We start from the raw sequence: 13,289 nt of genomic DNA, 5'->3' as shown, positions 1-13,289 counted from the left end.
GTATCACTTCTCCTCTTTTTCATTTGTCGCAACAATTTTTTCGATCGTACAGACAAATTGTTCAAGCTCATCGGGTTGCAATTGTTTTAAATAACGTTCAATAATTTTTCTTCGTTCCGCCCGCGCATGTTCAAGTATTTCTCTCCCCTTTTCAGACAACTGTACATACACAACGCGGCGATCTTCTTCATCTCGCTCTCGCAAGACAAACCCGCTTTTATATAAGCGATCGATCATCGTTGTGATCGCGCTCGGCTTTACAAACATTTCATCCGCCAATTCGCTCACTGTACACTTTTCACGCTTTGACAGCAAATTTAAAATAAAAAACTGCGGTTTCGTTAAGCCAATTTCTTCTTTCGCTAAATCGGCTGCCAGTTTGCGAACGGCTAACGAAAACGCATGTTCTAATCTCTCAACAAGTGCAGTAAACGACGTCTGCTCCATACACACCCCACCTTTTTTAACGATATAAATATTTAACACATTTAAATATATACGAAAGAAAATATAAAGTCAATGAATCATTCCTGACGTATCAAATAACGTGCTCGTTCATACATTGTCATAAGGAGGGAATGCGATGAAACGAGATGAAAAAAAAGCATTAGAAAAAGCGATTGCGGAAATTACGGAAATTGCTGAAGGGTTTGGACTCGATTTTTATGAAATGCGCTATGAAATTTGTCCAGCTGATATTATTTACACATTTGGGGCATACGGGATGCCGACACGTTTTTCCCATTGGAGCTTCGGCAAACAATTTCATAAAATGAAGCTCCATTACGATCTCGGATTAAGTAAAATTTACGAACTTGTCATTAACTCCGATCCGTGCTACGCATTTTTGTTAAATACAAATACGCTTATTCAAAATAAATTAATTGTCGCACACGTACTTGCTCATAGCGACTTTTTTAAAAACAACGTTCGCTTTAGCAACACAAAACGAGACATGGTCGAAAGCATGGCAGCAACAGCCGAACGAATAAAGCATTACGAGCACGAATACGGGAAACAAGAAGTCGAAAAGTTTTTAGACGCCGTATTAGCTATTCAAGAGCATATTGATCCGTCACTCCTGCGCCCGAAGCTTTCATGGACGTTAGCCGATACGGAAGTGTACGAAGAGGAAAACGAAACGCGAAAACCATCCCCGTATGATGATTTATGGTCGCTTGATGAAAAGAAAAAAACACAGCCCGTTCGAAAAAAACGAAAAAAGTTTCCACCACATCCAGAAAAGGATTTACTGCTATTTATTGAAGAATATAGTCGTGAACTTGACGAGTGGCAGCGCGACATTTTAACGATGATGCGAGAAGAAATGCTTTATTTTTGGCCACAGCTCGAAACGAAAATTATGAACGAAGGCTGGGCGACGTACTGGCATCAACGTATTTTACGCGAAATGGATTTAACGAGCGATGAAGCAATTGAATTTGCAAAATTAAATGCAGGCGTTGTGCAACCTTCACGTACAGGCGTTAATCCGTACTATTTAGGACTGAAAATTTTTGAAGATATCGAAAAACGGTGGGACAATCCGACCGAAGACATGAAAAAGCTTGGCGTCAAACCCGGTTCAGGACGTGCAAAAATATTTGAAGTGCGCGAGCTAGAATCGGACATTTCGTTTTTACGCAACTATTTAACAAAAGAACTCGTCATGCGCGAAGATATGTATTTATTCCAAAAACAAGGAAAAGACTACAAAATTGTTGATAAACATTGGGAACATGTACGCGATCAACTTGTAAATATGCGCGTAAACGGCGGCTTCCCTTACATTACAGTCAACGATGGCGACTACATGCGCAACGGGGAGCTGTATTTAAAACATTGGTACGAAGGAATTGAACTTGACGTCAAATATTTAGAAAAAGTGCTTCCATACATTTATCAGCTTTGGGGGCGCGCCGTTCATATGGAAACAATCATCGAAAACAAGCCAACGCTATTCACGTACGACGGAAGAAACGTACAACGAAAATATATATGAGCTACTGAGCACATCAGTAGCTTTTTTATTGAAACTTTTTTCTCTTTTTTTCCGTACATACATATAAATAACAAGAAAGGTGGGTTTATATGGAGAAACGTTCTCTTGCTGGCATCATCATCGGTACTATTTTAGGCATTTTTCTTCTCGTCATTGCCTTGACGTCATGGTACACCGTTGATGAGTCGGAACAAGCGATTATTTTAACATTCGGTAAAATTGATGAAGAAGTGAGTACACCCGGTCTACATTTTAAACTTCCTTGGCCTATTCAAAAAGTAGAAAAACTATCACGTGAAACGTTTAGTTTACAATTCGGATACAAAGAAGAAAACGGAAAAGTCGTCGCCTCAAATCAAGGCGATACAAAAATGATTACAGGTGATGAAAATATTGTACTTGCCGATATGGTCGTGCAATGGAAAATTACTGACCCTGCAAAATTTCTTTACCGTTCATACGAGCCAGAGCAAATTTTGTACAATGCAACGTCTGCTTCTTTGCGCAGCGTCATCGGCAGTTCAAAAATTGATGATGCCTTGACGTCCGGCAAAGCAAAAATCGAGGCAGATGTGCGCGAGTCGCTCACCGCATTAATGAAAAAATATGATATCGGCATTTCTATTTTAGCTGTGAAGTTACAAGATGTTGATTTGCCAAATGACGAAGTGCGCAAAGCATTTACAAACGTTACAGATGCACGCGAAACGATGAACACGAAAATTAACGAAGCGAACAAATACCGAAATAAACGAACGAAAGAAGCCGAAGGGGAAAAAGACGCATTGATTTCCCAGGCGGAAGCTGATAAAGTAGCACGCATTGAAAAAGCATATGGAGATGTCGCAAAATTTAACGCCTTATATGAAGAATACAAAAACGCAAAAGACATTACAAAACAACGGCTAATGATCGAAACGCTTGAACAAGTGTTGCCATACACGCGCATTTACATTATGAATGACGATGGGAATACACTAAAATATTTACCAATTCAACCGATCGAAAAACAAACGACAGAGAAAAAGACAGAGAAAGGAAGTGGTAACGAATGACAAACTTCCAAGACGATCAAAACATCATTCACTTTAAAGATAAACTTCCAACGAAATGGTTTCGTTTCATTATCGGTGGCAGCATTGGACTTGTTTTACTTGTTATCGCCTTAACAAACGTATATATCGTTCACGAAAACGAGTATAAAGTTGTCCGCCAATTTGGTGAAATTGTTCGCATCGATCAAACACCAGGTTTACGGTTCAAAATTCCGTTCATTCAAACCGTCACATCGCTACCGAAAGCGCAAATTTTTTACGACGTAGCCGAAGCGGAAATTAATACAAAAGATAAAAAGCGAATTCTCGTCAACCATTACGCCATTTGGGAAATTACAAATCCGAAAGAAATGATTCAAAATGCTCGCACATTAGAAAATGCCGAATCAAAAATGGATGAATTTATTTTCTCCATTGTCCGCACGGAGCTTGGACGGTTAAATTACGATGAAATTATTAACGATGAAAAGTCATCGCGCGGCAGTTTAAACGATGAAGTAACGGCGAAAGTAAACGAGCTGTTACAACAAGACCGTTACGGCATTCGCGTCGTTGATGTACGAATGAAGCGCATCGACTTACCGGAAGAAAACGAACAGTCTGTTTATAAACGAATGATTTCCGAACGCGAATCAAAAGCGCAAGAATATTTGTCGATGGGAGATGCGCAAAAACAGCGCATTATCGCACAAACAGACCGGGAAGTGAAAGAAATGCTCGCCAAAGCGCAAGCCGATGCGGAACGCATTCGTGCCTCAGGCGAACAAGAAGCAGCCCGCATTTATAACGAAACATTTGCAAAAGATCCTGAATTTTATTCGTTTTACCGTACGCTTGAGTCATATAAAACGACCATCGGCGAAGATACGGTCGTCATTTTACCAGCCAATTCACCGTACGCCAAATGGTTGTTAGGACAAACGCGCTGATCATTCAGCGCGTTTCATACTCAAGCAACCATTTTTTTCTTTCTATTCCCCACGCATATCCACCAAGTTGACCGCCGGTACGCACGACGCGATGGCAAGGAAGAACGATGGTGATTGGATTGCTGCCGACAGCATTGCCAACGGCTCGTACCGCTTTCGGGTTTCCAATTTGTTTGGCAATATCGGCATATGAAACCGTTTGTCCGTAAGGAATCGTCTGTAATGCTTCCCATACACGCATTTGGAATGGAGTACCAATGAGCCGAAGCGGAATGGAAAAAGATGTTCGCTTTTTCTGAAAGTATTGCTCAAGTTCTTCGATACAACGCATGAAACAAGTTGGTACATTTTCCTTCTGCTCGCCACACCGTTCTACCACATCCACGCGTTCAATGCCTTCATTCGTTCCCGTTATTTGTAACCAACCAATTGGCGATTCATAATACGCTACGTGCTTCTTCATGACCAACTCTCCTCTACCAAATCGCACAACATTTACAGCGAAAAAAACGCCCATTTTTTCATAAACTACATATAGCTCCTCACAATAAGGAGGGTTTGCGTTGCATACAGCTGATTACGATAAAGCTCTTTATTATACGTACCGATCCGAATGGGATCATTTACTCATTCTTATGGTACGCACAAAAGACGATTTACTTTCAAAAAAAATTGAACAGTTTCTTCATGCATATAATTTCGAAAAAGATTACACCGTCGTCCAAAAGCGGTTGAACGCATTGTTACGTTACATCGATCACGCGTTGGACGTGTATGAACAAGAGCCAACACTGACGATGCAATATGATTATTAAAGCGGAAGGAACTCCTTTCGCTCTTTTATACGACCAGATACACTTGTTCCTCATTTAAAAAACAACTGATAAGGCATTACGCCTTATCAGCTGTGAACATATATACCCGCTCCATGACCGCTGTTTCTAATTGCTCTAGTTTTCGTTTTGCTTCCGTCAACGTTCGCCCTTTCACCCCAAAATAAAATTTCATTTTCGGCTCTGTGCCAGATGGACGTGCGCAAAACCAAGATCCATCTTCAAGTACATATTTTAATACGTTCGACTTTGGCAAATGAATCGTTTCTTTTTTTTCTATATCCACATACACTCGTTCGCTCGCTTTATAGTCTTCACGAATAACGACTCGTTGCTTTCCGACAACGGTTGGCGGTTCATGACGGAACGTCGCTAATAACGCTTCGATTCGCTCTGCCCCTTCTTTTCCTTTTAATGTAAGTGAACGCAATCCTTCTTGATAATATCCGTATTGCTCAAATAGTTGCATAAGCGCTTCGTATAAAGACAATCCTCGTTTTTTATAAAACGCGCACACTTCAACAGCTAAAACAGCGGCTTGAATCGCATCTTTATCTCGGGCAAAGTCGCCGATTAAATAGCCATAACTTTCTTCGTAACCAAATTGAAACACATACTCGCCTGTTTGTTCATATTGTTTAATTTTTTCACCAATAAACTTAAACCCCGTCAGCGTATCCATCGTTTCCATATCGAATGACTGAGCGATTGCACGACCAAATTCAGACGTTACGATCGTTTTAAATACTATTCCGTTTGGCGGTAATATCCCTTTTTCTTTCTTTTGCGAAAGAATGTAATGAAGCAATAAACCGCCTGTTTGATTGCCCGTTAAAACAATGTATTCCCCTTGTTCATTTTTTACCGCAATGCCTAAACGATCGGCATCGGGATCTGTAGCAATTAACACGTCCGCATCCACTTGTTTTCCGAGCTGAATCGCCAATTCAAACGCAGCATGTTCTTCTGGGTTCGGGGACTTCACCGTTGAAAAGTTCGGATCAGGTTGCTCTTGTTCTTTTACTACAAACACGTTTTTATAACCAAATTCCTTCAATCCACGTTGAACGAGCTTATTTGCCGTGCCATGAAGCGGTGTAAATACAACTTTTACATCAACTTCATGAGCGAGTTGTGGGGAAAGAGAAATCGTCTTTAATTTTTGTATGTATGCCTCATCAATCTCCGCTCCGATGATTTGAATGAGTCCTTTTTCTTTCAATACGTCTTCTTCTTCAACCGCAAGCTCCCATTCATTTTCAATCGCATTGACATATGCAATGACTACATCTGCAATATGTGGCGGCAACTGTGCCCCGTCTTCCCCGTATACTTTGTACCCGTTATACTCCGGTGGATTATGGCTTGCGGTAATGACAATGCCGGCAAAAGCGTGTAAATGCCGCACCGCAAACGAAAGTTCAGGTGTCGGGCGAAGCTCATCAAACACGTACGTTCGAATGCCATAAGTCGCGAGCGTTTTGGCGGCTTCCATCGCAAACTGTTGCGATTTATGGCGCGAATCGTATGCGATGACCACTCCACGTTTTTTTGCTTCCTCCCCAAACGACTCGATGTATCGCGCTAATCCCGCCGATGCTTTGCGCACCGTATATATGTTCATTCGATTCGTTCCCGGTCCAATTTCCCCGCGCATTCCCCCTGTGCCGAACTCTAACGTTTTATAAAAGCAGTCCTCCAATAGTTTTTCATCCGTTTCTAGTTGTTCCAAATGCGCGCGTAATTCTTCGTCTAATTGTGCTCGCTTCCAACGCTCGTATACCACTTTCCAAGTCATGTTTATCCCTCCATATCATTGCTCATTGTAACTTATTCTCCTACTTTTGTTCAAATTCCTTTTTCATGGATAAAAAGGAGCTTCTTGCGGAAAGAAGCTCCTTTTCTCGTTTAATGATATGAAGGTTCAGAAATCTCGGATAATGCTTGTTCTGCCGCTTCATCGTATGCTTGGTTTGTGGCGATATCACCTAAAGCAACAATGCCACAAAGTGCATTATTTTGTACAATTGGTAAGCGGCGAATTTGATTTTTCGCCATCACTTTTGCCGCTTCATCAACGCTCATGTTTGGCGCACCTGTGACGACATCACTTGTCATTACTTGCGAAACAGGTGTCGAAGGGGTTAATCCTTGCGCCGTCGTACGAAGGGTGATGTCACGGTCAGTAATGATCCCTTTCACTTTTCCATTTTCAACAACAGGAATAGCGCCAACATTATGTTCATTCATTAATTGTGCTGCCTCTTGAACAGATTGATCTGGTGTGACCGTTGCCACTTGGCGCGTCATAATCGATTCAACGGTATGATTCAATATGATCCTCCCCTTTCGCTTTTTATTGTGCACGTTCACTTGTTCATTATGTAAGTAAAATATCGTCGCAATTTACATCATTTCTTTCCATGTACTATAATGAACAAAGAGTAAAAATAAGAAGGTGAAATCATGGCGCAGAGAGAAAATCATTTGTTAGCCGCCTGGATCGTTGCACTCATCGCTACACTTGGCAGCCTTTATTTTTCCGAAATACTAAAATTCATCCCATGTGAACTTTGTTGGTATCAACGCATTTTTATGTATCCACAAGTATTTTTGCTTGGCATGGCTTTTGTGCGCAAAGAGTTTGCGATCGCCCGTTATACGCTTATGTTATCTGTTATCGGTGGCACGATTTCTTCTTATCATTATCTCATTCAAAAAGTGACATTTTTCCGAAATACTGCTCCATCATGCGGCATTGTCCCATGTACAGGACAGTATATTAACTGGCTCGGTTTTATTACGATTCCCTTTTTAGCGCTTGTTGCTTTTATTTTCATTAGCATCATCAGCTATCGTCTTATAAAAATGGAGAAAGAAGGGAATATTCGATGAAAAAATTGCTTATTTTCGGTGGTATCATTATCGTTTTATTCGGCGCACTCGCTTGGATTACATCGTATACGCAAAAACAAAAAGCGGAAGGAAATCCGTTTGGCAAAGAAGAGCTGCATCCGGCCACGATCGACCTTCTTGACGATCCGAATTACCAAAACATTATTTTGCCTGACGAATTAAGAGAAGCATTAAACAATAAAGAAACAATAACCGTTTACTTTTACAGCTCAACGTGTGAATTTTGTAAAAAAACAACGCCAATCGTTGTGCCGTTAGCGAAAGAAATGGGCATCGACTTAAAGCAATTTAACCTCCTTGAATTTGAAGAAGGATGGGATGAATACGACATTGAAGCGACACCAACAATTGTCCGATTTAAAAATGGGAAAGAAGTCGCACGTATTGAAGGATATTATGAAGAAGACGTATTTCGAAAATGGTTTGAACAAACAAAATAAAAGCCTTCGTTGTGAAGGCTTTTTTACATCACCCAAGAATGAGCAGGTTTCATATATATGCTCAAGTAATGATCTTTTTCATGTAAAAAATGTTCAGGTGTAAGCGGGAAGCTTATTCCGTGTCGCGCTAATTGCTCCACATTGCGTTGGAACAAATGATTGTAGTAAGAAACGCGATGGAACGAAGCGAATTCAATAATCGCTTGTAACGATTGTAATGCAGAAATAATCTCAAACGCCTCTTTTAACGTTCCATCGTATGTGGAAGATTGAAACTGTAATATGCCGAGCGATTGAAATGTTTCAATTTCATCATCTGTAAAATATTTTGGAAAGATACATGTATAAAACTGTTCAATAAGCGAATGAATATATTGTTTTTGCTCTTCCGTAGCAACATAGACGGTTTTCAATGACCTCACCTTTTTTCCATTTCGTTTCCTAATCTATAACGAAATTGTAACATACCAACCTCCTTTTTTGTGTTGGTAATTTATTGTATAGAAAGAGTGAGCCGAATGAATGTACAAAAAAAAGGAAATTGGCTGATGTTTGAAGCTCCAAAATCATGGACTGGCCTATCGCTTGAACAAGCATTCCAAACAAAATGGTTCGTCCCTAAAAAAATGTTGCATGAATGGCGAATGACAAAAGGAGTGACAGTAAATAAGAAAACCGTTCCTTTACACACAATCATTTCATCAAACGATTATATTGGGGTACATATAAAAGACGAAACGATTGAACCGATCCCAACATATTTTCCGCTTCATATTGTATTTGAAGACGACCATGTACTTGTCATTAACAAACCGGCACATATAGACGTCCATCCGACGCAATCAAATCAAACAAATACGTTAGCAAATGCGGTCGCATTTCACTTTCAATGTGAAGGAATTTATAGTAAAGTTCGGCATATTCATCGCCTTGATCGCGATACGAGCGGCGTCATTTTATTTGCTAAACATGCGCTTGCTGGCGCTGTACTCGATAAATATTTAGCGGAACGAACAATTCATCGCACATACGTTGCGCTTGTTCATGGATATGTGAAACAAAAAAAAGGAACGATTGACGCTCCAATCGGTCGCGATCGTCATCATCCAACGAGACGTCGCGTATCGAAAACAGGAGATACGGCGATCACGCACTATGAACGTCTCCAATACGACAAACAAAAAAATGTGTCGCTCGTTCGCTTGACGCTTGATACAGGAAAAACGCATCAAATTCGCGTCCATATGAGCTATATCGGACATCCATTAGTTGGGGATACGTTATATGGGGGAAAACCGTGGATCGATCGCCAAGCGTTACACGCCATCTCCCTTTCGTTCCCACATCCGTTTACAAACGAGCTGATCACCTGTTCTGCCCTACCTGATGAAACGATTTTCGGCCATATAAAAAGAGGCGCGTTCCTATAACGCAGCCTCTTCGTTCATGTCCGTCACTACATCTACTGCTCGAGGGCGACGTGTCACTTCAATTTTTTTTACGTGGTGCCCATCCAATTGCACGACTTTAAAGACGTAGTCACCGAACTCAATTTGCTCTCCTGGACGAATGTTGTAACGTTCTGTTAACATCCATCCACCAATTGTATCAACGTCCGTATCATCAATTTCTAAGCCGAATAAATCATTAATTTCACTAATAAGCACTTTTCCATCTACGATCGTTCGGTTTTCATCAATAACTTGAATAAGCGGAGTTTCATCTGTATCAAATTCATCTCGAATCTCTCCAACAATTTCCTCTAAAATATCTTCGACTGTCACTAAACCAGATGTTCCGCCATATTCATCAACTAAAATGGCCATATGAATGCGCTCTTTTTGCATTTTCACAAGTAAATCTTGGATAGGGATCGTTTCAATGACTTGAATAATCGGGCGTATATATTCACGCAGTTCCCTTCGCTCCTGACAGTTTACAACAAGATCCGTAAACAACTCTTTGACATTTATTAATCCGAGAATATGATCTTTATCGCCATCAATAACAGGGTAACGTGTATATTTTTCTTCACGGATTGTTTGCAATACATGTTGCATCGAATCATTGACATCTAACGCAACAATTTCTTTGCGCGGAACCATAATTTCTTTTGCGATACGATCGTCAAAACGGAAAATGTTATTCACATACTTATATTCCGTATGATTAATTTCTCCGTTTTTATAACTGGCCGATAAAAGAAGACGCAACTCTTCTTCGGAGTGAGCCAATTCTTGTTCATTAGATAGCTGAAAACCAAATAAACGAACGACGAAACGCGCGGACCCATTTAACAACCAAATAAACGGATACATGACGCGATAAAACAACATGAGTGGGCGTGCCGTCCATAACGTAATCGTTTCAGCCTTTTGAATCGCGATCGTCTTCGGTGCTAATTCACCAACAACGACATGAATAAACGTAATCGTCGCAAATGCGACAAGAAAAGAAGCACCATGGGCAAATGATGGCGATACGTGAAACTCGTCAAAAAGCGGACGAAGCGCTCGTTCTACCGTCGGTTCTCCGAGCCAACCAAGACCGAGCGAGGTCATCGTAATTCCAAGTTGATTTGCAGATAAATACTCATCTAAATGGGTGATGACATGCTTTGCTGCCACCGCTTTTTTGTTCCCTTCCTCAATCAATTGATCAATGCGCGATGGGCGCACTTTTACAATCGCAAATTCTGAAGCGACGAAAAAACCGGTAAGCGCAATAAGAAAAACAATCATCCATAAACTAAATATGTCCAACGAACGTCCGCACGCATACATGCGTGCGGATGCCACCTCCTATTTATTAATCTTCATTATTTCCTTGCACAAAAATAAGTACATACTTAATCAATTCTAACACTGAAATAAGCGCTGCTGCAACATACGTTAATGCCGCGGCATTTAATACTTTATTTACCCCGCGTTCTTCTTCGTTGCGAATAATGCCCTCTGCGATCATAAAATCTTTTGCACGTGAACTTGCATTAAACTCAACTGGCAACGTAATAACTTGAAACGCTACGGCAAACGAGAATAAAATAATCCCTAAACCAATTAACGAAAACTGTTGCAATAAAAACCCACCTAAAAGAAGGAAAGGAGCAATTCCAGACGTAAAATTCACTAACGGGAACATACGATGGCGCAAAACGAGCGCACCATATGCTTGTTGATGTTGCACCGCATGTCCCACTTCATGGGCAGCTACCGATACCGCTGCAATCGAGCGACCATAGTAAACCGGCTCTGATAAACGAACAGCGCGAGCAATTGGATCGTAATGGTCTGTCAACGTACCTGGAACAAGTTCCACTGGCACATCGTATAGTCCATTGCGATCTAAAATGAGACGCGCCACCTCTGCCCCCGTTAAACCAGATGAAGCAGGTACATCTGACCACTTACTAAAGTTTCCTTTCACTTTAAATTGCGCCCAAATTGATACCCCGAAGGCGATTAAAATGAGGAAATCCATTGGGTGAAAAAACATAATATCATCCCTCCGTTATTTTATATTTTAATGAAAAATAGCCGAAAATGAAAGAGAGTACCCCTACATACGTTATATACGACTATTGTGTCCAAAAAGTTTCACAAAATCGAAAAAAAACCTCGCAAATAGCGAGGCTAGATGAAATTCTTTTTAGTGTGTATGGTGAACAGCGCAACGGTTCGGACCGATTTCAAGTTCTTGTTGTTGTTCTGGCGTTGCATCTTTCACACCACGATTGATGGCAATAATGTCTTCAAAGTTCGGTGGTGTTTCAGAAGAAGCGGATTGCGCCACATGTTCAACGAACTCCTCTTCCGTTTTGCCTTGCATAATTTCGTTCATTTGGCGAATGTTTCCTAACGTATTCCCGATATATCCTTGCTCATTCACTTCTTGATCAAAGTTTGCATAGTGTGCAGGAAGGACAATAACATCATCTGCAATTTGTGCTACTTTGTTATATACTGTGTCGTATAAATCTTTCGCCCACTCGCGTGCTTTTCCACCAAGATCTGGTCGACCAAGACCGCTTACGAAAATCGTATCGCCAGAGAATAACAATTTATTGTTTACGAAAAATGATACACTACCTGGGGTATGACCTGGCGTTTTAATTGCTAATACTTCTAAGCTTACTTTTTCAAATTCGATGCGATCATGATTTTCTAGCGGCTCAAACTCAAATATCGCACCTTCACTCTTCATTAAATAATATTTCGCTCCTGTTTGTTTTGCTAATTCATATCCGCCAGAAATGTGATCGGCATGTAAATGGGAATCGACGATATGTGTAATCGTTACGTTTTCTTTTTGCGCCACTTCTTTATATACATCAATAAATCGAGATGGATCAACGATGAGCGCTTCTTTTCCAGATACGACCATGTAAGAAAGGCAACCTTTACCGACACGAATAAATTGATATACTTTCATATTTTCATCTTCGTATACAACAACTGGATATAAATATTCACTCCATGCTTTCATGCCGCCTTTTAAATAAAATACTTCGAAACCTTTTTCAGCAAGCATATCAGCGACCATCATAGAAGATCCTTCTTTTGCGCAAACGACGACGATTTTTTTATCTTTCGGTAAACGTTCTAACACAGGCTCAACGCCATCAATTAATTCAAAATAAGGAATGTTTAAATATTCAATGTGCTCCCCTTCAATTTTCCAATCTGCAAAATCTGATTCATTACGAACATCGAATAAGAAAAATGGTTCTTTATTAACAATCATCTCATTGATTTGTTGTGCTGTTAACGCATGTACTGTCATTTCATATCCACCTCTCCATATACCTTATAGGGTATTTATATAGATAAAAAAATTATTGTTGTAACAATTGCATAATTCGTTGCGGATCAAACCCAACGACCCAACGTCCATTAATTTCTGTTTGTGGCACGCCCATTTGTCCAGTCGAGCGAACAACGTAATCAACAGCTTCAGGGTGATGATGTAAGTTTACTTCTTTAAATGGAATACCTCTTTCAGCTAAAAAGTTTTTTAGCAATGTACAATACGGACATGTCGTTGTTGTATATACCGTTACTTGTTTCATATTACCATTCCTCCTTTATGTTCCGGTATTTTATATACCCCTATAA

Annotated in this window: 16 protein-coding genes; 7 read left to right on the top strand and 9 right to left on the bottom strand. The window is 40.4% G+C overall.

Features of this window, described 5'->3' with window-relative positions:
* Positions 1-3: 3 nt before the first annotated feature.
* Positions 4-447 (bottom strand): MarR family winged helix-turn-helix transcriptional regulator, encoded by a 444-nt coding sequence (locus tag ACPF7I_RS02520; protein ID WP_430745035.1) that lies wholly within the window; start codon positions 445-447, stop codon positions 4-6.
* 136 nt (positions 448-583) lie between these two features.
* On the opposite strand from ACPF7I_RS02520, the gene ACPF7I_RS02515 reads away from it, so the two are divergent.
* The 3 genes from ACPF7I_RS02515 to hflC all read left to right on the top strand — a co-directional run bounded on the left by ACPF7I_RS02515 (position 584) and on the right by hflC (position 3,986).
* A complete protein-coding gene (locus ACPF7I_RS02515) occupies positions 584-2,002 on the top strand; it encodes a SpoVR family protein (RefSeq protein WP_430745037.1) in 1,419 nt (472 codons plus the stop codon).
* Between the two features lie 89 nt (positions 2,003-2,091).
* Positions 2,092-3,057 (top strand): FtsH protease activity modulator HflK, encoded by a 966-nt coding sequence (hflK, locus tag ACPF7I_RS02510; protein ID WP_430745039.1) that lies wholly within the window; start codon positions 2,092-2,094, stop codon positions 3,055-3,057.
* Positions 3,054-3,986: a protease modulator HflC gene (hflC, locus tag ACPF7I_RS02505; protein WP_430745040.1), complete on the top strand. Its 933-nt coding sequence runs from the start codon at positions 3,054-3,056 to the stop codon at positions 3,984-3,986. Before hflK ends, hflC begins: the two co-directional genes overlap by 4 nt.
* A gap of 4 nt (positions 3,987-3,990) precedes the next feature.
* On the opposite strand, the gene ACPF7I_RS02500 is transcribed toward hflC, so the two are convergent.
* A complete protein-coding gene (locus ACPF7I_RS02500; RefSeq protein WP_430745042.1) occupies positions 3,991-4,449 on the bottom strand; it encodes a methylated-DNA--[protein]-cysteine S-methyltransferase in 459 nt (152 codons plus the stop codon).
* Positions 4,450-4,549: 100 nt separating this feature from the next.
* On the opposite strand from ACPF7I_RS02500, the gene ACPF7I_RS02495 reads away from it, so the two are divergent.
* The gene (locus tag ACPF7I_RS02495; RefSeq protein ID WP_004892205.1) at positions 4,550-4,801 is read left to right on the top strand and encodes a YhdB family protein; all 252 of its coding nucleotides are present in this window, start codon (positions 4,550-4,552) and stop codon (positions 4,799-4,801) included.
* A 76-nt stretch (positions 4,802-4,877) separates the two neighbouring features.
* Here the strand turns inward: ACPF7I_RS02495 and ACPF7I_RS02490 are convergent, their stop codons facing one another.
* Positions 4,878-6,617, bottom strand: a complete 1,740-nt coding sequence (locus tag ACPF7I_RS02490; protein ID WP_430745044.1) for a phospho-sugar mutase — start codon at positions 6,615-6,617, stop codon at positions 4,878-4,880.
* Positions 6,618-6,727: 110 nt separating this feature from the next.
* Entirely contained in the window at positions 6,728-7,129 is a 402-nt protein-coding gene (locus tag ACPF7I_RS02485; RefSeq protein ID WP_084220274.1) for a CBS domain-containing protein, read from the bottom strand.
* A gap of 156 nt (positions 7,130-7,285) precedes the next feature.
* Between ACPF7I_RS02485 and ACPF7I_RS02480 the strand changes: the two genes are divergently transcribed.
* Both ACPF7I_RS02480 and ACPF7I_RS02475 read left to right on the top strand, forming a co-directional pair.
* Positions 7,286-7,714, top strand: coding sequence for a disulfide oxidoreductase (locus ACPF7I_RS02480; protein ID WP_430745045.1), 429 nt, complete (start codon positions 7,286-7,288; stop codon positions 7,712-7,714).
* Positions 7,711-8,175 carry a thioredoxin family protein gene (locus ACPF7I_RS02475; protein ID WP_430745047.1) on the top strand — a complete coding sequence of 155 codons (465 nt, stop codon included), beginning with the start codon at positions 7,711-7,713 and terminating at the stop codon, positions 8,173-8,175. Before ACPF7I_RS02480 ends, ACPF7I_RS02475 begins: the two co-directional genes overlap by 4 nt.
* Before the next feature lie 23 nt (positions 8,176-8,198).
* On the opposite strand, the gene ACPF7I_RS02470 is transcribed toward ACPF7I_RS02475, so the two are convergent.
* Positions 8,199-8,597 (bottom strand): DUF5365 family protein, encoded by a 399-nt coding sequence (locus ACPF7I_RS02470; protein ID WP_430745049.1) that lies wholly within the window; start codon positions 8,595-8,597, stop codon positions 8,199-8,201.
* Positions 8,598-8,693: 96 nt separating this feature from the next.
* Here ACPF7I_RS02470 and ACPF7I_RS02465 point away from each other — a divergent pair, with 96 nt between their 5' ends.
* On the top strand, positions 8,694-9,605 hold the full coding sequence (locus tag ACPF7I_RS02465; protein ID WP_430745050.1) for an RluA family pseudouridine synthase: 912 nt from the start codon (positions 8,694-8,696) through the stop codon (positions 9,603-9,605).
* On the opposite strand, the gene ACPF7I_RS02460 is transcribed toward ACPF7I_RS02465, so the two are convergent.
* From ACPF7I_RS02460 to ACPF7I_RS02445, 4 genes are all read right to left on the bottom strand, one after another.
* Positions 9,600-10,937: a hemolysin family protein gene (locus tag ACPF7I_RS02460; RefSeq protein WP_430745998.1), complete on the bottom strand. Its 1,338-nt coding sequence runs from the start codon at positions 10,935-10,937 to the stop codon at positions 9,600-9,602. The genes ACPF7I_RS02465 and ACPF7I_RS02460 overlap by 6 nt on opposite strands.
* A 46-nt stretch (positions 10,938-10,983) precedes the next feature.
* Positions 10,984-11,670 carry a zinc metallopeptidase gene (locus ACPF7I_RS02455; protein WP_430745052.1) on the bottom strand — a complete coding sequence of 229 codons (687 nt, stop codon included), beginning with the start codon at positions 11,668-11,670 and terminating at the stop codon, positions 10,984-10,986.
* Between the two features lie 153 nt (positions 11,671-11,823).
* Positions 11,824-12,957, bottom strand: a complete 1,134-nt coding sequence (locus tag ACPF7I_RS02450; protein WP_430745054.1) for an MBL fold metallo-hydrolase — start codon at positions 12,955-12,957, stop codon at positions 11,824-11,826.
* Between the two features lie 52 nt (positions 12,958-13,009).
* A complete protein-coding gene (locus ACPF7I_RS02445; RefSeq protein ID WP_430745056.1) occupies positions 13,010-13,243 on the bottom strand; it encodes a glutaredoxin family protein in 234 nt (77 codons plus the stop codon).
* Positions 13,244-13,289 lie beyond the last annotated feature (46 nt).

It is taken from the genome of Anoxybacillus dikiliensis, from assembly GCF_050613275.1.
Lineage (GTDB): Bacteria > Bacillota > Bacilli > Bacillales > Anoxybacillaceae > Anoxybacillus.
This window is presented reverse-complemented; position numbering and strand designations above follow the sequence as displayed.